The following is a 17134-nucleotide window of genomic DNA, read 5'->3' as shown; positions in this document are numbered from 1 at the left end:
AGGCGAGTGAGACGTGGTGCTCGCGCGGGATGGGCGACGTCGGCTGCCAGGCCACCTTCACCAGCCCCGACAGTCTGCCCGGTGAGCTTCACATGCGGTCCTCGCTGCGCATCGATCCGTGCACCTGGCAGACCCTGAACCCGAAGTGCAGCAGGCACGCCAGGGCGTCACCGTCCGCGTGGAGCCTTGGACGCCGGAAGCGGTCAGCACCGCGGCCTGGGCCCACTCGATCCGGACAACCGCCATGGTGGCCGGCGTTTCCCCATCCCGACCCGGCAGGCCCGAAGGGCCATCTCCTGTGGGAGGGGCCCTTCGGGTTTCCGGCCGGATGTCCGGCCATCAGTGTTCAGCGTTCCCCATGTCGAGGACGATCTTGCCCACGGCCTTGCCCGTAGTGATGCCGGACGGCCACACCATTCAGGAGGTACTCGGAGTCGGCGACAGTCAGCTCCTGCCTGCGAGTCGCCAGATCTGGTTCTTCTTGGTGCTCAGTGCGCTCGCCGGGTCGCAGGTCCACTGGTGGACCAGGGCGCCGGCCGTGGTGGAGACGCTGCTGACGTCGACGCATTTGCCGCTGTGGACGGCGACCAGCTGGTAGTCCTTGCTGTTGCCGAGTGCGGTCACGGGGTTGAGGGTGAACTGCTGGTTTGTGCCGCCGTTGCAGGTGTACTGGATGACGGCGGCGCCGTCGGCGGTGGATGCCCCGGAGACGTCGAGGCACTTGCCGCTCAGCTCGTTGACCACGGTGTACGTGTTGGTCTTGCCACTGACCGGTTTGAAGTCGAGCATCTGCTGGTAGCCGCCCTCGCAGTACCACTGCTGGTACTGGGTGCTGTCGGCGGTGCTGAGGTTGGTGTCGTCAAGGCACTGCCCGCTGTTCTCGCTGACCGCGACGGTCGAGATCGTCGTGTTGGACGGCGGGAGCAGGGTGACGGTGTATCCGTCCTTGGCGTTGGACCAGGGGATGCTGACCGAGGCCGCGTTGTTGTTGACTGTCAGTGTGGTGTCGGAGACCGTCTCGGGTCCGGCCACGGCGCCGCCGTTGTTGTAGGGGACGCGCTGGACGACTGCACGGACCTGGCTGTTCTCCACCACCGACGTGGTGTTCAGGCCGCTGAGGTTGACGGTCACCGTGCCGGTGTTGCCGTTGCTGCCGAGCAGGATCTTGGCGTTCTTCGCGGTGTTGTCCTTGGTGGCCAGGCCGTCGGTGCCGGTGCCCGGGATCAGGTTCACGATGTTGCCGGTCTGGGAGCCGTAGTAGCGGTACATGAACCACTCGCCCAGTGGCAGGTACTGCCCCGCGCTGTTCTTGGTGAGCAGGTTGGCCTCGTCGTCGTGCAGGTTCGTGCCGGAGGCCCAGTTTCCGCGCAGGCCGTCGGCGCCGGCTCGCTCCAAGCGGCCGATGAACCAGGCACCTCCGCCCGGGGACTGCATGGACAGGGTGGCGTACTCGTTGATCTGGTACGGCCGGGTGTTCGTCAGGCCTGCCGCGGAGAGGGTGGAGTTGGCGCGGCCGACGTCGGTGGCGGGGTCGCCCGGTTCGTCGTGCCAGCTGTAGATGTCGGGGGCGACGTTGTTGGCCTTGACGTAGGTGAGGTAGGTGGTCCACCAGGTGTTGGACGAGTTGGGCTGGCCGGCGATGCTGGGACCGACGATCAGCTGGTTGGGAAAGGCGGCGCGCACCTTGGCGTAGAAGCGCGACCACATCTGGAGGTACTGGGCCTGGGAGGGTTTCCAGAAGCCGCTTCCGTCGGGCTCGTTCCACAGGTCCCACTCGACGGTCATGTTGTTCGCCTTGACATCGCCGATGAGCTGCGTGACGAAGTTGTCGAACTGCGTCCAGTCACCGTTGTCGCCAGGCCAGCCCTGGTTGGTGGTGCCGTCCGCGCCCCACAGGTCGTGCGGGAGCAGCACGAAGGTGCCGCCGAGGGCGACCGTGCGCTTGTACTGAGTGAGGGTGGAGTTCCAGCGGGTCTGGTAGTCGGCGAGGCTGGTGGCGTAGCCGCCGCTGTTGAGCTGTGCGCCGCCGGCCCGCATGAAGTGCCACTTGATGTCCTTGAAGAAGTGGTCCTGCGGGAGTGAGCCGTCCGGCGTCATGCCGTAGATCATGCCGGAGGCGTGGTAAGCGGGGGCGCCGCCGGCGGTGGCGAAGTCGACGGTGATGCTGGTGTCCGCGGCCCGGGAGGGGGCTGCGGGGATCAGGGTCGCGGCCAGGGCGGCGAGGAGGACGGCCACGGACGAGGCCGTTCGGCGTCTGGTGCGGGCTGTGGGTCTGGGGAGTGTCCAGGGCGTATGCATGGTGCGGCTCCTGCGGGGTTGCGGTCTAACCGGGGCCCGGACGGTCCCGGGTCTGGGCGAGAGGCGGCCGTTCAGCGGGCCTCTCGGTGTGCGTGCGCTTCGGCCAGCAGGAGGTAGCTGCTGGCGGTCCAGGTGTAGGCGCGGTCGCGCAGGCCCGTTCCGGAGAGGGCGTCGAAGTTCTCTGCGAAGCCGTGGGTCTCGCACAGGGTCCGGAAGCGGGCGCTGATGTCGTCGGCCAGCCGGTCGTGGCCGAGGCGGCGCAGTCCGTCCTCGACGAGGACGGTGGCGGGGGCCCAGATCGGGCCGCGCCAGTAGCCGTCGGCACGGTAGTGCGGCGAGGTGGGCAGTTCGGTGGCGAGGCCGTGCGGTGTCAGATGGGCTTTGATGCGGTCGGCGAGGACGCTGCCGACCTCGGGAGGCAGGTGCTCGCCAAGCACGACGGGCATCAGGTCGAGGAGACTGGCGCTGCTCCAGGTGTCCGAGCCGGCCACCGACCGGACGACGAATCCGTCACCGGTCCAGAGTTGGTCGAACAGCGCCGTCCGCGTGTCCTCGGCAGCGGCGGTCCACCGCCGCACGTCGTCCGGGATCCCCAACTCCGCTGCGAGACCGGCGAGTTCGTACATCTGGAGAATCAGGAAGGCGCTGAGGTCGGCGGTGACGACGACCCGCTCGGGGTCGAAGGTGGTGGCGTTGTCCCAGCCGCTGTCGTTGCCGTGCTGGTAGTGGGGAAGTCGGGCGCCGGGGGTTCTTCGGGCGGTCAGCCAGAAGTCCGTCCAGCGCTCCAACCGGGCGTAGACGACGGCGAGTTCGGTCCGGCTGAGCGGTTTCGGCAACCGTCGGCGCAGGTGGCCGAAGGCCCAACCGTGGATGGGTGGCTTGACGAAGTTGTACAGGACCTCGGAGTGGGTGACGGAGTCGGGCAGTGCGCCGTCGGCGTCCTGGTGGTCGAAGGGCAGGGCGAACTGGTCCAGGGCCACGTCCGGGCAACCGGGTGCGAGCGCGAGGGCGTTGAAGCAGTGGTCCCAGCTCCAGACCTTGTCCATCCAGTGCTTGGACATCAGCACGGCGGGGCGGGTGACCAGGCCGGTCGGCCGCACCGTCGCCGACCAGAGGACGTAGGCGGCGAGTTCGGCGGCCGGAGTGGCCGGCGAACGCCAGGGGGCCACCGCGTCGACGAAGTCCGCGAAGGATTCCCGCGCAGACGCGACCACCGCGTCGAATGGCCCCGAGGACGCGTATGGCGGCCGGGAGGAGTCCAGTTCCTCGATCGCGATCTCCCAGGTGCCGTCGGCCTCCACGGCCACGGTGAGACCGCGGTCGGCGCTGCCCAGGGTCTGGGCGCCGACCGCCTCGGCCGGGGTGCCGGCCAGCACGGTGACGCGGTAGCGGCGGCCGGTCTCGTACGACGTGAACACGTGCGCGTCCGCGGCCAGGTCGTGGAAGAAGTACATGCCGCTGAACGGGGTCAGCGTCTGTGCGGCGGCGAAGACACCGATGCCGAGGCCGCTCCCCCTCAGACGCAGGGTGTCCGGCGACGCGTAGGCGAGGTCGATCCGGCCGCCCGCGCCGCTCCAGCTGAGCAGGCCCGGACTCGCCTCGACGCGGGTCTCGACACGGTCGCCCGTCGCCTCGTCGAGGGGGATCAGGCGCAGGACGGCGTGCATACCGTTCTGGTGCGAGACGAGGTGGAGGTCGTCGGCGTAGGTCTTCTCCGCGATTACGGGCGAGATGTCGAACCAGGATCCGTAGGTGCTGAACGGGATGTCGTGGACGGAGAAGGCCGGGCCGGACGGGGCGGCGGTCATGGTGGCGTGACTCGTTTCTGGAGCGGGGAACGTCGGCCGGCCGTGGCGTGACGGGGTCGGCCGACGTGCCGGAACTGTGGGAATCAGTCCTTGACGGCGCCGGCGGCGACGCCGGCTGCGACGTAGCGCTGGGCGAGGACGAGGATCACCGCGGCGGGCAGCGAGGCCACGACGGCGGTGGCCATGATGGCGTTCCACTGCTGGTTGTTGTTGCCGATGTAGTGGTAGATGCCGAGGGTGATCGGTTCGTGGGGGCCGCCGTTGACGAGGGTGCTGGCGAAGACGAAATCGGACCAGGACCACAGGAAGGCGAACAGGGACACGGTGACCACGGCGTTGCGGCTCATCGGCAGCACTACGGACCAGAAGGTGCGCAGGGCCTGTGCTCCGTCCACCTGTGCGGCCTGGAGCAGTTCGCCCGGGATGCCGGACATGAACGCCGTGAAGATCAGGACGGCGAAGGGGACGGCCAGGGTGGAGTCTGCGACGATCAGGCCGGGGACGGACCGGAGCAGTCCGAGCTGGAGGTAGATGGCGTAGAAGCCCATCGCCATGATGATGCCGGGGATCATCTGGGCGGCCAGCAGGACGAAGCTCAGGATGCCGCCGCCGCGGGGGCGCAGTTTGGCCAGCGCGTAACCGGCGGGGGCGGACAGGGTCACCGTCAGTACGACGGTGCCAAGGCCGGTGACGAAGCTGGTGCCGAGGTAGGGCAGTTGCTCGTCGAGGACGGTGCGGTAGCCGGCCAGGGTGCCATGCAGGGGCAACAGATCCGGTGGGCTCTTGCGCATGTCCTGGTCGCGGGTGAGGGAGACGTTGACCATCCAGTAGACCGGGAAGAGCATGATCGCGGTCAGCAGGGCGCCGACGGCCGTCTTCCACCGCGTCTTCATGACAGGGCCTGCTTTCTCTGCACCCGGACATAGACCAGGCCGAAGACCAGCGCGACGACCACGAGCAGGTTGCCGACGGCCGCGCCCGGGCCGAAGGCCGGCAGCAGGTTGCCGAAGCCGAGCTGGTAGGACCAGGTGGCGAAGGTGGTGGAGGAGTCCGCCGGGCCGCCCTTGGTCATGATCCAGATGATGTCGAAGACCTTGAGTGTGTAGACCAGGCCGAGGAGCAGGGTGATCGCTGAGACCGGGCGCAGCAGCGGGAAGGTGATGCTCCAAAAGCGCCGCCAGGTGCCCGCCCCGTCGAGGGCGGCGGCCTCGTACAGACCGGCCGGGATGGACTGCAGTCCGCTGTAGAGCACGACGAGGTTGAACGGGACCCCGATCCAGATGTTCGCGATGATCACCGAGGCCAGCGACCAGGACGGCGAGGTAAGCCAGTTCACAGGGCCGATACCGAGGACGTGCAGGGTGGCGTTGACGACGCCGGAGTCGCTGTTGAGCATCCACGACCAGGTGGAGGCGGACACGATCAGTGGCAGGAGCCACGGGACGAGGAACAGGGCCCGCAGGGTGGCCGAGAGCCGGAAGTTCTGGTTGAAGAAGACGGCGAGGGCGAGCCCGATGGCGTACTGGAAGAACAGGCAGACGGCGGTGAAGACGGCGGTGTGCAGCAGGGCGGGGGCGAAGGTCGGGTTGGCGAAGACGGTGCGGTAGTTCGCCAGTCCCGTGAACGGCGCGTCGCCCTGGACGAAGGAGCGGACGGTGTAGTTGCGCAGGCTCAGGTCGAGGTTGCGGTAGAGCGGGTAGGCGTAGAAAAGGCCGAGATAGACAGTCACTGGGGCGAGGAATCCCCAGGCGGCCCACTGGGTGGAGGCGGTCGGGCGGCGCTTGCGGCTGCGGGCCGGGGGTGGGGCGGCAATGGCCGCCCCTTTCGGGACGCCCGGGGACCGCTGGTCCGGCGGACGGGTTGTCTGCTTCATCGGACTCACGTCACTTGGCCGCGGCCTGCGCCGTGGACAGCGCGTCCTTGGGCGACGTGGATCCGCTGAGGGCGGACTGGACGGCCTTCCACATCTGCTCGGAGATCTTGGGGTACTTGGTGCCCAGGTCGTCACTGGTGCGGCCCTTGGCGGCCTTGACGGCGGCGACCCACGGCTTCAGCTCGGCGTTCGCGGCCGCCTGCTTGTCCTGGACCTCGCCGGTCGGGGCCACGTAGGACAGGGTGGTGTCGGTGGTGTAGAGGTTGGCGGTGCTGGTCAGGCAGCTGGCCAGCTTCTGTGAGGTGGCGTAGCGGGCGGTGTCCTTCTGGACCGGGATGGTCACGAACTCGCCGCCGGTCGGGGCCGCGGCGTTGCCGCCGGTGGCGCCGGGGATGGGCAGCACCCCGTAGTCGAAGCCGGCCTTCTTCGCGTTCGCGAGCTGCCAGGTGCCGTTCTCGCTGAACGCGTAGTCGCCGGTGGCGAACTCCTGCCAGCTGGTGGTCTGGGTGTTGTTGAGGACCGAGTTGGGGGCGTAGCCCTGCTTCAGCCAGCCCTTCCACAGCGAGAGCGCCGACACGGCCTGGGCGGAGTCGAGTGCGGTCAGTTTCGCGCCTGAGCCCCAGAACCACGGCAGGAACTGGAAGCTGCCCTCCTCGGTGCCGATCGCGGAGAAGGTGATGCCCTTCTTGCCGGCCTTCTTGACCTTGGCCAGGGCCGCCGTCAGCGTGTTCCAGTCCTTGACCGAGGCGATGTCCACGCCGGCCTTCTTCAGTACGTCCTTGTTGTAGTAGAGGGCCAGGGTGTTGGCGCCGATCGGCGTGCCGTAGGTCTTGCCGCCGGACTGGCCGGCCGCGAGCAGGTTGGGGTCGACCTTCGAGGTGTCCAGCTTGTTGTCGTCGGTGGTGGTGAGCACGCCCGCCTCGGCCAGCGTCGACACCACCGGGTTGTCGACGATGAGGACGTCCGGCGAGTTGCCCTGCTGCGCGGCCAGCAGTGTCTTGTTGCCCAGGTCGCTGGTGTCGAAGCCGGTGCGCTTGACCTTGACGCCGGCCTTGGTGCCGCACTGGTCGAGCAGCTTCACCCAGGCCGAGCTCTGATCGAACTGCGGGTAGGGGTCCCAGATGGTGTAGGTGCCGCTGCCGGCGTCCTTGGTGTCGGTGCTGCCGGAGCCGGAGGAGCAGGCGGTGGCCGTGACGGTGACGGCGAGCGCGGTGAGGACGGTGGCGGTCAGCCGGCGGTGTCTGGAGGACCTGTTCATGGCGGGAGCTCCTTTGTTCTGGGCATGCGGGTGCCGAGGCATGGGGTTGCGAGGGGAGTCGGGCACGCCGAACAGCACCGCTGAGCAGTCGGGCGATCGGCGGGTGAGGTGGGTATACGGGGTTGGCCGCGAGGGGCGCTCAGGGAGCCGTGACGGGTCCGGTGCTGGCTCGCAGGGAGATCGGGGGCGCGAGGAGGTGATGGCGGGGCGGTGCGTCGGGGTGGTCGAGCCGTTCCACGAGCAGGTCGACGGCGCGCCGGCCCATCTCCTCGGCCGGTACGTCGGCCGCTGTGAGCCGCGGGGTCATTGTCTCCGCCCAGCGAGCTGCCACCACCCCGGTGACGGAGAAGTCGCGCGGCACATGGCGGCCGGCTTGGGCTAGGCCCCGGTACAGGCCCCCGAGGGCGGCCTCGTTCAGGGTGACGAGGCCGGTGGTGGCAGGGTCATCGTGCAGGATCTGCTCCAGGCAGGCCTGGCCCGAGGCGGCGTCGTCCCCGCAGCAGTAGGTGCGTACGGTCAGGCCGCGTTCGGCGGCGGCTTTGGTGAAGCCGTCCAGACCGCGGTGGGCGGACTCGTATCCGGCCCGCAGCAGTTGCTGGGGACGGTTGACGAAGGCGATCCGGCGGTGGCCGAGGTCCGCCAGGTGGTGGACGCAGGCCGCCGCGAGCGCGGTGTGGTCCAGGCCCACCCACCAGCCGCCCTCCGGGTGGGCGGTGCGGCCGATGGCGACGGAGGGGAGGCCGAGGTCGGCCAGGTGGTCGACCCGGTCGTCCTCCAGCCTGATCTCCATGAGGATGGCGCCGTCGACCCGCCGCTCCCCCAGCAGCCGCTGGAAGGACCGGTCGCTGTCCACACCGCTCGGGGAGAGCAGGACGTCGTAGTCGTGGGCTGCGGCGGCCTCCACCACGCTGCCGATGAAGTCCAGCTGCATCCCGGTGTAGTGGTTGCCGGCCGGGGGGAAGACCAGGCCAATGGTGCTGGTGCGGCCGTTGGCGAGGGCGCGGGCGCTGGCGTTGGGGCGGTAGCCCAGCTCGTCGATGACCTCCTGGATCCTGCGGCGCGTGTCGTCCGAGACCGGCCGTTTGCCGCTCAGCGCGTAGGACACGGTGCTGCGCGAGACACCGGCCCGGCGGGCGATCTCACCGATGTTCATGAGGCCTCCTGAATCGAACCGGTTCGAGGGCGGCGACCCGATCGTCGAACCGGTTCGCGTGAAGCGAAGGTAGGAACTGCTCGTACGCCTGTCAACACCTCGCGAGAGACCTCTTCGACGCAGAAATGGGCCCAGGAGAAGCCTGTGTTGGAAGGATTGCTGGTCAGGCCCTGCGATGCTAGCTTCGCGAACCGGTTCGATGATTTGGTCCCGCCGACAGCCGTGAGCTCGTCCCCGGAAAGCAAGGAACCACTCCCCTGCCCGCTGATGGGCCGCTCGCCACTCCGGCCCAGTGATCGAATCGGTTCAATGCATGCCCACGCCCTTCGACATCGAGGATTGAGGACGCGATCCATGTCATCCACAGACCGATCCACCCCCGCCGAGCCGCGCTCGCGGTGGTGCTGGGCCCGGCGCGGGCGCGCTCGCCCTACCCAGCCGCACCCGCTCAGGCAGTCGGCCTGCCGCCGGCCGCCGCTCACTACCTCTACGGCCAGGACGACCCCGCCTCCGGCCTGACCACCGACAAGCTCCGGCAACGGACTGACGGCAACCCTGGTGAACAGCTCCTCCGCGCGGCCCGTCACCGACTCCGACGCCGCCAGGGCACTCGCCCTGCCCGGCGGTGCACCCGCCTCCGACGGCGCGTACGTCGGCCTGCTACGCGAACTGCTGCACGGGGCCGCCGACTTGACGGTCTCCGCCCGGGTGCGGTGGAGCGGCGACAAGTCTCTTGGCAACGGATCTTCGACCTAGGCGGTGACACCACGACGTACCGCTTCACCACTCAGTCCAACGGCGGCGTCCTGTGCGCTGCAGTGACCGGCGGAGGAGGCGCCGAGGCCCGGGTCTCCGGCTACGCGCCCCGGCCGCCGACGACTGGCGGGGACCCCTCACCCTCCGCGCACCAGCGCCCAGCGGGGCACCACCGACCTCCGCAACGTGGCTGTCTCCTCCGCCGCGATGGCCATCAACACCGAGGGCCTGTTCGGCGATTCGGCAACCAGCGCCGGCTACATCGGCCAGTCCTTCTACCAGGATCCGCTCCCGAAGGGCGCGATCGACACCTTCACGGTCCGGCGCGCGGCGCTCAGTCCCGAGCAGGTGACGGGCACGGTCGCGAATGTGCCCGCCCTTCAGCAACTCTCGCAGGCGGGCTTCGATGCCCACACCACGCCCGGGACCGCTCCGCGCCTGCCCCACGGCCTTCCGCTCCTCCTTCTCCGACGGCTACGACCGCGACACGCCGATCGCCGGGGACGCCGTACGAGCGGACGACTACACCCAGCCGGGCACATGCACCGTGTCCGGTACTGCGGCCGGGTGGGCGGGCAACCCACGTACGAGTGTCGGCAAAACCGTAGTCAGCTCTGAGCCTTGACGACCTAACAGGCCAGTTCTACGTTCACCCCCACCAAACGCGCCGAACGCCGTTCGAAATATCGAGCGACATCGACCGAACGCGCCGGAGTGATCATGAAGAAGATCGATCCGCAAGTGGAAGAAGCCGTCGACACGCTCAGTCTGAACGGGCTGGCCAGGCGGCGACTGTTGAGCGGTGCCGGAATGGTGAGCGCCTCGGCCGCCGCAGCTGCATTACTGTCCGCCTGCTCAGCCGACAACAAGAGCAACGACAACAAACCTGGCGGCGGTGTCGGCGATTTCCCGAAGACACCGAAGTGGCGGTTCGTGTTCATCAACCACGTGACGACGAACCCGTTCTTCACTCCGACGCAGTACGGCGCGGCGGACGCCTGCGCGCTCCTGGGCGCCTCGTTCCAATGGACCGGCTCGAAGGACTCGAGCGTCCCGGAAATGGTCAGCACCATGTCCTCGGCCGTCTCCGCGAAGGCCGACGGCATCGCCGTGGCGGTCGTCGACAAGAACGCCTTCGAATCCCCCGTCGCCAAAGCCCTCGACGCGGGAATCCCGACCGTCTCGTACAACGCGGACGGCGCGAAGGGGGATCCGGGGACGAGCCGACTCTGTTACATCGGCCAGGACCTCTACCAGTCCGGGGTCGAGCTGGGCCGCCGTATCGCCTCGGTGATGCCTTCCGGCGGGGACGCGGTCGGGTTCATCGCCACCCCGGGCGCCCTCAACATCCAGCCTCGCATCGACGGGGCCACTGACGCGATCAAGGCATCCGGCAAGTCGATCAACTTCAAGTCGGTCGCCAGCGGCGCGGAGCTTCCTCAGGAACTGTCGGCCATCGACGCGTACGCCAGCGGACACAAGGACCTCAAGGGCCTCTTCGCGGTCGACGCGGGCTCGACGGAGAGCGTCGGGAAGGTCGTGAAGAAGTACGGCCTCAAGAAGAAGGGCGTGGTCGCGGGCGGCTTCGACCTGAACCCGAACACCCTCACCGCGATCAAAGCGGGCGACCTCGACTTCACCATCGACCAACAGCCCTATCTGCAGGGCTTCCTGACCGTGCTGTACCTGTGGATGTACAAACTGTCCGGCGGCTTGGTGATCCCCAGCGTGACCGACACAGGCCTGCTCTTCGTGACCAAGGACAACGTCGATCCGTATCTGCAGACGAAGACCCGGTACGAGGGCTCCAGCACCAAGCAGCAGCTGATCAAGCGCTCCGGCGCCATTGGACACGCATGAGCGAGCCGGCCGTCCAGGACGCGACCGGCGGGAAGACCACCGCCGGGACCCCACAGGTGAGGCGGCACGGTCCACTGCGCCTCGCCTTCGAGACGTTCGTCGTCCGCCGCGAGGCCACCATCTTGATCATCGCGGTGGCCCTGCTGCTGTACTTCTGGTCCAACAACTCGGACTTCCTGGCCCGCAGCAACCTGGTCAACCTCTCCCAGCAGACGGCGCCGTACGCGATCATCGCGGCGGGCATGGTGCTGCTGCTGGTCAGCGGGGAGATCGATCTGTCGGTGGGCGCCGTCTTCGCGCTGTCGCCATTTCTGATGCACTACATGATCGACTACTACGGCGCGTACCCGATCGTCGCCATCATCGGCTCGATCCTGGCCGGCGCCGTCATCGGACTCACCAACGGCTTCGTGGTGGTCGTGCTCAAGGTACCGTCGTTCGTCGCCACGCTGGGCATGCTCTTCTTCATCCTCGGCATCATGCTGACCACGTCGCACGCCTATCCGGCGCAGATCCCCGAGGCGGCGCACGGGGTGCGCGGCTGGTTCGGGCAGTCGGACTGGTCGGAACTGATCTGGTGTCTGATCATCGTCGCGTACTTCCACGTGGTACTCACCCGTTCCCGCTGGGGCCTGTACACCATCGCCACGGGCGGCAACCCGCTGGGCGCGAGCGAGGCCGGCATCCGGACCGGCCGTATCAAGTTCGGCAACTTCATGGCCACCAGTTCCCTCGGCGCCTTTGCCGGCATCCTCGAAGCCTTCCGCGTCGACTCGATCGACCCGACCTCCGCGGGTGCGGACGGCGCTTCCCCGATGTTCACCGCCGTCTCCGCCGCGGTCATCGGCGGCACGGCACTGGCCGGCGGCTCGGGGACGGTCGTCGGAGCGCTGCTCGGCGCGCTCGTCCTCGCGGAGCTTCGCAACGGATTGAACTTCATCGGCGTCAACGCCAACCCATTCAACATCATCCTCGGTGCGGCGATCATCCTCTCCATGGTCCTCAACGTGCACCTGGCCGGGCTGCGAAGGGCAGGCCGCCGATGAGCGGGACGACCGGGCCGACCTCGACACCGACGCCGGCGCTGTCCGTGGAGCGCCTGGCCAAGGGCTTCGGCGCGGTCACGGCGCTACAGGACGTGAACCTGCGCGTGAACAAGGGTGAGGTACTCGCCCTTGTCGGTGACAACGGCGCTGGAAAGTCGACCCTGCTGAAGATCCTCTGCGGCTTCCATCGGGCCGATGCCGGCCGCATTCTCCTGGACGGCGAGGAGGTGACGCTCAAGTCGGTCGACCATGCCCGGTCGCTCGGTATCGACGCGGTGTACCAGGACCTGGCGCTGGTGAACGAGCTGACGGTCTACCAGAACATGTTCCTGAACCGGGAGAAGATCCGCCCCACTCGGCTGCTGAACAACCGCGCGATGCGCAAGATCGCTCAGGAGCACCTGAACGAGATGGGGGTGAACATCCCCTCGGTCGATGTCGAGGTCGCCAAGCTCTCCGGCGGCCAGCGCCAAGCCATCGCCGTGGCCCGCTCGGTCTATTCCGAGGCCAGGGTCCTCCTTCTCGACGAACCCCTGGCCGCGATGGGCGCCAAAGAGGGCGCACTCATTCTCGACCTGATCAACGATCTCAAAGCCCGCGGCGAGGTCTCCGTCATCATCATTGCCCACAACTATGCCCAGGTCTTCGAGGTCTGCGACCGGGTCAACCTGCTTCAGCACGGCGAGATCACCTTCGACAAGCGCACGTCGGACACGTCGGTGGCCGAGCTGACCGACCTGGTGGTCGAGGAGTACCGGAGGTCGCGTACCAAATAGGCATTCTCTGGCGGATCGGCGGGGCTGCCAATGCGCCGAAGGACCGGGAGCCGGCGGCCACTGGGCACCCAACCCGGCACCCTTCGCCCGTGAACCGCTCCAGGACAAAGGGAGGCTCGGCCTGTCCCGAGGCTGATCTTCGTCTGCCCACACAACGGAAGATGATCTACGGTGGCCGTGCCCTTTTCACGCCACCCAGCGGTACAGGTTCTCGTCTCCCTCGCGGACGGCACGGGCCAGGTCGGCCAAGCCGCTCAGGATCCACACGACGATCTCGGGGTCGAAGACCTCGCCCTCCGCCGCCCGCTCGGCCACCCACAGCCGGCCGACTTCAGCGAGCCGGTGCTCGACGGCAGTGCACAGGGCATCTCGTAGGGCGCCAGAGACGGCGAGGACGAGCGGACGACGGTCCTGGTGCGGAGGTGGTGGAAACCGGGCGTCCCGCCCGGCACTGGTGTGCAGGACAAAGGACGTCGGACTGCTGGTCGTCGACCGGAAGACCCGTCCAGCCAGGCTCGGCGCACATACCGGACCGGTCACGCACGCACTGCGTGGGCGCCCGCCTTCAGGTGCAGGGCGGCGGAGTCGCGGTCGCGGAAGCGGCCCGTGGACTCGACGACGATGTCGGCGCCGTAATCGGACCAGTGCAGGGCGGCCGGGTCGCGTTCGCCGCTGACGGCGATCCGCGTGCCGTCGACGGTGATCGAGCTGTCGTCGTGGCTGACCTCGCGTCCGATGCGGCCGAACGTCGAGTCGTACTCCAGGAGATGGGCGAGGGTGGCGGGCGAGGTGATGTCGTTGATCGCGACCACCTCGACGTCCTGGGTGCCCGCCTCGGCGCGGTCGAGGGCCGCGCGCAGATAGGTGCGGCCTGTCCGGCCGAAGCCGTTGATGCCGACGCGTACGGTCATGGCGATGAACTCCTCTGCGGCGCTGGGGATTTGCAGGGGCGGGTCAGGCGTCCCAGGTCCAGTCGGCGACCTCGGGCAGGTCGGTGCCGTGTTCGCGGATCCAGGCGTGGTGGCGGGTGCGGGCGTCGGCCATGGTCTGGCGTACGGCGGCGGCGCGCACGGCGAGGCCGGGGACACGGTCGATGACGTCCATGACCAGGCGGTAGCGGTCAAGGTCGTTGCGGACGACCATGTCGAACGGTGTGGTCGTGGTACCGGACTCCTTGTAGCCGCGCACGTGCAGGTTGGCGTGACCGGAACGGCGGTACGCGAGACGGTGGATGAGCCACGGGTAGCCGTGGTAGGCGAAGATGACCGGCCTGCCGGCGGTGAACAGCCCGTCGTACTCGAAGTCGGGCATCCCGTGCGGGTGTTCGTCGCGGGGCAGGAGCCTCGTCATGTCGACGACGTTGACGACACGGACGGCGAGGTCGGGCAGGTGCCTGCGCAGCAACTGGGCCGCGGCCAGGACCTCCTGGGTGGGGACGTCACCGGCGCAGGCCAGCACGACGTCGGGTTCGCCTCCGTTCTCGGTGCCGGCCCACTCCCAGATCCCGGCGCCGCGTGCGCAGTGGGCGCGGGCCTGGTCCAAGGAGAGCCAGTCGAAGCAGGGCTGCTTGCCGGCGACGACGACGTTGACGTAGTCGCGGCTGCGCAGGACGTGATCGGCCACGGAGAGAAGGGTGTTGGCGTCCGGCGGGAGGTAGACGCGGACGACCTCGGGGCTCTTGTTGAGGACGTGGTCGACGAAGCCGGGGTCCTGGTGCGAGAAGCCGTTGTGGTCCTGGCGCCAGACGTGCGACGTCAGAAGGTAGTTGAGGGAGGCGATGGGTGCCCGCCACGCCAACTCCCGCGATGTCTTGAGCCACTTGATGTGCTGGTTGACCATCGAGTCGACGATGTGCACGAACGCCTCGTAGCAGGAGAACAGTCCGTGCCGGCCGGTGAGGAGGTAGCCCTCCAGCCAGCCCTGGCAGGTGTGTTCGGAGAGGATCTCCATCACGCGGCCGTGCCGTTCCAAGTGCTCGTCGACCGGCAGGAGTTCGGCCTGCCATGCCTTGCCGCTGGCGCCGAAGACGGCCTGTAGTCGGTTGGAGGCGGTCTCGTCGGGGCCGACGAGGCGGAAGTCGCGGCTCGTCGAGGTGTCCTCCATGACCTGTTCGAGGAGGTCGCCGAGGACGCGGGTGGGCTCGTGCAGGGTCGTCCCCGGCTTGTCGACGGGGACCGCGAACCGGTCAAGGGACGGGATCGGCAGGTCCCGGACGAGGAGACCGCCGTTGGCGTACGGGCTGGAGCCGAGGCGCTTGGTGCCTTCGGGCAGACAGGCGAGGACGTCCGCGACGGGCCGACCTTGGGCGTCGAACAGCTTCTCCGGCTGGTACGACCGCAGCCATGCCTCCAACTGCCGTAGATGCTCTGGGTTTTCGCGCACCTCGGCCAGCGGGACCTGGTGGGCGCGCCAGGTGCCCTCGACCGGGACACCGTCGACCTCGGCGGGTCCGGTCCAGCCCTTGGGCGTACGGAGCACGATCATCGGCCAGTGCACGCGCTCGGTGACGCCGTCCTCCCGGGCAGTGCGCTGCATCAGGGCGATGCGGTCCAGGGCGTCGTCGAACGCGGCGGCCATGGCACGGTGCACCGTGAGCGGGTCGTCGCCGGTGACATGGATCGGCTCGTGGCCGTAGCCGCGCAGCAGTTCGTCGAGTTCGGCCTCGGGGAGGCGGGACAGGACGGTCGGGTTGGCGATCTTGTAGCCGTTGAGGTGCAGGATCGGCAGGACGGCGCCGTCCTGGAGCGGGTCGAGGAACTTGTTGGAGTGCCAGGCGGCGGCGAGCGGGCCGGTCTCGGCCTCGCCGTCACCGATGACGCAGGCGACAAGGAGGTTTGGATTGTCGAAGGCGGCGCCGTAGGCGTGCGCGAGGGAGTAGCCGAGTTCACCGCCCTCGTGGATCGATCCGGGTGTCTCCGGCGCCACATGGCTGGGCACCCCGCCGGGGAAGGAGAACTGCTTGAAGAGCCGCTCCATACCCGCCCCGTCGCGGGACACGTCCGGGTAGGTCTCGCTGTAGCTGCCTTCCAGCCAGGAGTTGGCGAGCACGGACGGCCCGCCGTGCCCGGGGCCCCACACGCACAGCGCGTCCAGGTCACGTGCCTTGATCACCCGGTTGAGGTGGGTGTACACGAGGTTGAGACCGGGCGAGGTACCCCAGTGGCCCAGCAGTCGCGGCTTGATGTGTTCGGGGCGGAGGGGCTCGGTAAGCAGGGCGTTCGTCATCAGGTAGATCTGGCCTGCGGCAAGGTAGTTGGCGGCCCGCCAGTGGGCGTCCAGCGTGCGCACCTCTTCGTCGGAGAGGTCGGAACGCACGGTCGAGTCGTGGTGTTTCGCCTTGGACATCGGAGGCTCCGGAAGTCATCTACGGGTCAACGGGCGGTGGAGGCGGAACTACTGCGTCAACAGCTGGAGCCGGACACGATCGCGCTCATCCCTTTTCGGGCACGACGGCGACCGGGCAGGTGGAGTGGTGCAGCACTCCGTGTGCCACCCGGCCCAGTTGGAGCCCGAAGTGGCCGGGGCGGCGCTTCGCTCCGACGACCAGGAGGTCGGCATCCCGGGACGCGTCCACGAGGACGGTCCGGGTGTGGCCCTCGACGGTGCGGCGGCTCGCTTCGACATCGTCGGGGGCGTCCCGAAGCGCCGCGTCCAGCGCATCCACCGCCTGCTGCTGGTGCAGCCGGGCGGGTTCGCCTGCCATCAGCGGATGGTCGGTGGTCTCGTGCGCGGGCCAGCGCCAGGCCCGTACGGCCTCCAGCCGCACCCCACGCCGTCGTGCCTCCTCGAAAGCAAAGCGCACCGCAGCCGAGCCCGCCGGCTTGTCCCCGACGCCCACGACGACACGACCGTGCGTGCCGGCCTGAGCCTGGTTGTCGTGGTTGCCGCGCACGACGACCATCGGGCACTGCGCGTGCCCGGCGACGATCAGGCTCACGGAACCGAGCAGCGCCTCGGCGAGGCCGCTGCGGCCACGGGTGCCGGTCACCAGCATCGAGGCGCTGCGGCTCTCCCGCACCAACGCGTACTCGGGTTCCTCCGCCAACACCTCGACACGCACGTCGAGTTGGGGGTGGCGCCGACGTGCCCGGCGGGCGGCATTGTCGACGACGTCCTCGGCCATCACCTGCTCGTCGGGCTTGGCGAGGTCCTCGGCGATCGAGGTGCCCTCGTAGCGCTCCCACAGCGAGGCGTACACCAGCCGCAGCGGCATCCCGCGCAGGGTGGCCTCGTCGGACGCCCAGTCGACGGCACGCAGGCTGGGCTCGGAGCCGTCGACGCCCACGACGATCGGGAGTGTCATCGC

Annotated in this window: 15 protein-coding genes and 1 pseudogene; 5 read left to right on the top strand and 11 right to left on the bottom strand. The window is 68.6% G+C overall.

The window, feature by feature from the left end:
* Positions 1-444 precede the first annotated feature (444 nt).
* The 6 genes from ACIRB1_RS41170 to ACIRB1_RS41145 all read right to left on the bottom strand — a co-directional run bounded on the left by ACIRB1_RS41170 (position 445) and on the right by ACIRB1_RS41145 (position 8390).
* The gene (locus ACIRB1_RS41170; RefSeq protein ID WP_403469143.1) at positions 445-2298 is read right to left on the bottom strand and encodes an RICIN domain-containing protein; all 1854 of its coding nucleotides are present in this window, start codon (positions 2296-2298) and stop codon (positions 445-447) included.
* 71 nt (positions 2299-2369) lie between these two features.
* Positions 2370-4106: an amylo-alpha-1,6-glucosidase gene (locus ACIRB1_RS41165; protein ID WP_403469142.1), complete on the bottom strand. Its 1737-nt coding sequence runs from the start codon at positions 4104-4106 to the stop codon at positions 2370-2372.
* 83 nt (positions 4107-4189) lie between these two features.
* Positions 4190-4999, bottom strand: a complete 810-nt coding sequence (locus tag ACIRB1_RS41160; RefSeq protein WP_403469141.1) for a carbohydrate ABC transporter permease — start codon at positions 4997-4999, stop codon at positions 4190-4192.
* Positions 4996-5979 (bottom strand): carbohydrate ABC transporter permease, encoded by a 984-nt coding sequence (locus ACIRB1_RS41155; protein WP_403469140.1) that lies wholly within the window; start codon positions 5977-5979, stop codon positions 4996-4998. The genes ACIRB1_RS41160 and ACIRB1_RS41155 overlap by 4 nt, the downstream gene beginning before the upstream one ends.
* 10 nt (positions 5980-5989) lie before the next feature.
* Positions 5990-7237 (bottom strand): extracellular solute-binding protein, encoded by a 1248-nt coding sequence (locus ACIRB1_RS41150; protein WP_403469139.1) that lies wholly within the window; start codon positions 7235-7237, stop codon positions 5990-5992.
* A gap of 139 nt (positions 7238-7376) precedes the next feature.
* Positions 7377-8390 (bottom strand): LacI family DNA-binding transcriptional regulator, encoded by a 1014-nt coding sequence (locus tag ACIRB1_RS41145; RefSeq protein ID WP_352178925.1) that lies wholly within the window; start codon positions 8388-8390, stop codon positions 7377-7379.
* Positions 8391-8948: 558 nt separating this feature from the next.
* Between ACIRB1_RS41145 and ACIRB1_RS41140 the strand changes: the two genes are divergently transcribed.
* Positions 8949-9146 (top strand): hypothetical protein, encoded by a 198-nt coding sequence (locus tag ACIRB1_RS41140; RefSeq protein ID WP_403469138.1) that lies wholly within the window; start codon positions 8949-8951, stop codon positions 9144-9146.
* A 207-nt stretch (positions 9147-9353) separates the two neighbouring features.
* Positions 9354-9764: a hypothetical protein gene (locus tag ACIRB1_RS41135; RefSeq protein WP_403469137.1), complete on the top strand. Its 411-nt coding sequence runs from the start codon at positions 9354-9356 to the stop codon at positions 9762-9764.
* Positions 9765-9775: 11 nt separating this feature from the next.
* On the opposite strand, the gene ACIRB1_RS41130 is transcribed toward ACIRB1_RS41135, so the two are convergent.
* Positions 9776-10117 (bottom strand): hypothetical protein, encoded by a 342-nt coding sequence (locus tag ACIRB1_RS41130; protein WP_403469136.1) that lies wholly within the window; start codon positions 10115-10117, stop codon positions 9776-9778.
* Between ACIRB1_RS41130 and ACIRB1_RS41125 the strand changes: the two genes are divergently transcribed.
* Genes ACIRB1_RS41125 through ACIRB1_RS41115 form a run of 3 tightly spaced genes read left to right on the top strand, consistent with a single transcriptional unit; the run spans position 10095 to position 12828 of the window.
* A complete protein-coding gene (locus ACIRB1_RS41125; protein WP_403469135.1) occupies positions 10095-11006 on the top strand; it encodes a sugar ABC transporter substrate-binding protein in 912 nt (303 codons plus the stop codon). The two genes, ACIRB1_RS41130 and ACIRB1_RS41125, sit on opposite strands and share 23 nt — an antisense overlap.
* Positions 11003-12052 carry an ABC transporter permease gene (locus ACIRB1_RS41120; RefSeq protein ID WP_403469134.1) on the top strand — a complete coding sequence of 350 codons (1050 nt, stop codon included), beginning with the start codon at positions 11003-11005 and terminating at the stop codon, positions 12050-12052. The genes ACIRB1_RS41125 and ACIRB1_RS41120 overlap by 4 nt, the downstream gene beginning before the upstream one ends.
* Complete coding sequence (locus tag ACIRB1_RS41115; protein WP_403469133.1) at positions 12049-12828, top strand: ATP-binding cassette domain-containing protein; 780 nt, start codon at positions 12049-12051, stop codon at positions 12826-12828. Before ACIRB1_RS41120 ends, ACIRB1_RS41115 begins: the two co-directional genes overlap by 4 nt.
* A 186-nt stretch (positions 12829-13014) precedes the next feature.
* Here ACIRB1_RS41115 and ACIRB1_RS41110 read toward each other — a convergent pair whose 3' ends face one another.
* The 4 genes and pseudogenes from ACIRB1_RS41110 to ACIRB1_RS41095 all read right to left on the bottom strand — a co-directional run bounded on the left by ACIRB1_RS41110 (position 13015) and on the right by ACIRB1_RS41095 (position 17131).
* Entirely contained in the window at positions 13015-13368 is a 354-nt protein-coding gene (locus ACIRB1_RS41110; RefSeq protein WP_403469132.1) for a hypothetical protein, read from the bottom strand.
* 5 nt (positions 13369-13373) lie between these two features.
* Positions 13374-13739 (bottom strand): annotated as a pseudogene (locus tag ACIRB1_RS41105) (glyceraldehyde 3-phosphate dehydrogenase NAD-binding domain-containing protein); the annotation flags it as partial.
* A 43-nt stretch (positions 13740-13782) separates the two neighbouring features.
* Entirely contained in the window at positions 13783-16173 is a 2391-nt protein-coding gene (locus ACIRB1_RS41100) for a phosphoketolase (protein ID WP_403469131.1), read from the bottom strand.
* 85 nt (positions 16174-16258) lie between these two features.
* Positions 16259-17131: a universal stress protein gene (locus ACIRB1_RS41095; RefSeq protein WP_403469130.1), complete on the bottom strand. Its 873-nt coding sequence runs from the start codon at positions 17129-17131 to the stop codon at positions 16259-16261.
* Positions 17132-17134 lie beyond the last annotated feature (3 nt).

Origin of the sequence: Streptomyces sp. NPDC096013 (assembly GCF_044763565.1) — a bacterium.
In the GTDB taxonomy this organism is placed as follows: domain Bacteria; phylum Actinomycetota; class Actinomycetes; order Streptomycetales; family Streptomycetaceae; genus Streptomyces.
The sequence above is the reverse complement of the archived record's forward strand: the minus strand, read 5'-3'. Positions and strand labels throughout refer to the sequence as shown.

What these genes read in the sequence shown, in the direction of transcription:
- ACIRB1_RS41170 (WP_403469143.1), bottom strand. Translation starts at nt 2,298, where the DNA reads ATGCATACGCCCTGGACACTCCCCAGACCCACAGCCCGCACCAGACGC.
- ACIRB1_RS41165 (WP_403469142.1), bottom strand. Translation starts at nt 4,106, where the DNA reads ATGACCGCCGCCCCGTCCGGCCCGGCCTTCTCCGTCCACGACATCCCG.
- ACIRB1_RS41160 (WP_403469141.1), bottom strand. Translation starts at nt 4,999, where the DNA reads ATGAAGACGCGGTGGAAGACGGCCGTCGGCGCCCTGCTGACCGCGATC.
- ACIRB1_RS41155 (WP_403469140.1), bottom strand. Translation starts at nt 5,979, where the DNA reads ATGAAGCAGACAACCCGTCCGCCGGACCAGCGGTCCCCGGGCGTCCCG.
- ACIRB1_RS41150 (WP_403469139.1), bottom strand. Translation starts at nt 7,237, where the DNA reads ATGAACAGGTCCTCCAGACACCGCCGGCTGACCGCCACCGTCCTCACC.
- ACIRB1_RS41145 (WP_352178925.1), bottom strand. Translation starts at nt 8,390, where the DNA reads ATGAACATCGGTGAGATCGCCCGCCGGGCCGGTGTCTCGCGCAGCACC.
- ACIRB1_RS41135 (WP_403469137.1), top strand. Translation starts at nt 9,354, where the DNA reads ATGGCCATCAACACCGAGGGCCTGTTCGGCGATTCGGCAACCAGCGCC.
- ACIRB1_RS41120 (WP_403469134.1), top strand. Translation starts at nt 11,003, where the DNA reads ATGAGCGAGCCGGCCGTCCAGGACGCGACCGGCGGGAAGACCACCGCC.
- ACIRB1_RS41115 (WP_403469133.1), top strand. Translation starts at nt 12,049, where the DNA reads ATGAGCGGGACGACCGGGCCGACCTCGACACCGACGCCGGCGCTGTCC.
- ACIRB1_RS41100 (WP_403469131.1), bottom strand. Translation starts at nt 16,173, where the DNA reads ATGTCCAAGGCGAAACACCACGACTCGACCGTGCGTTCCGACCTCTCC.
- ACIRB1_RS41095 (WP_403469130.1), bottom strand. Translation starts at nt 17,131, where the DNA reads ATGACACTCCCGATCGTCGTGGGCGTCGACGGCTCCGAGCCCAGCCTG.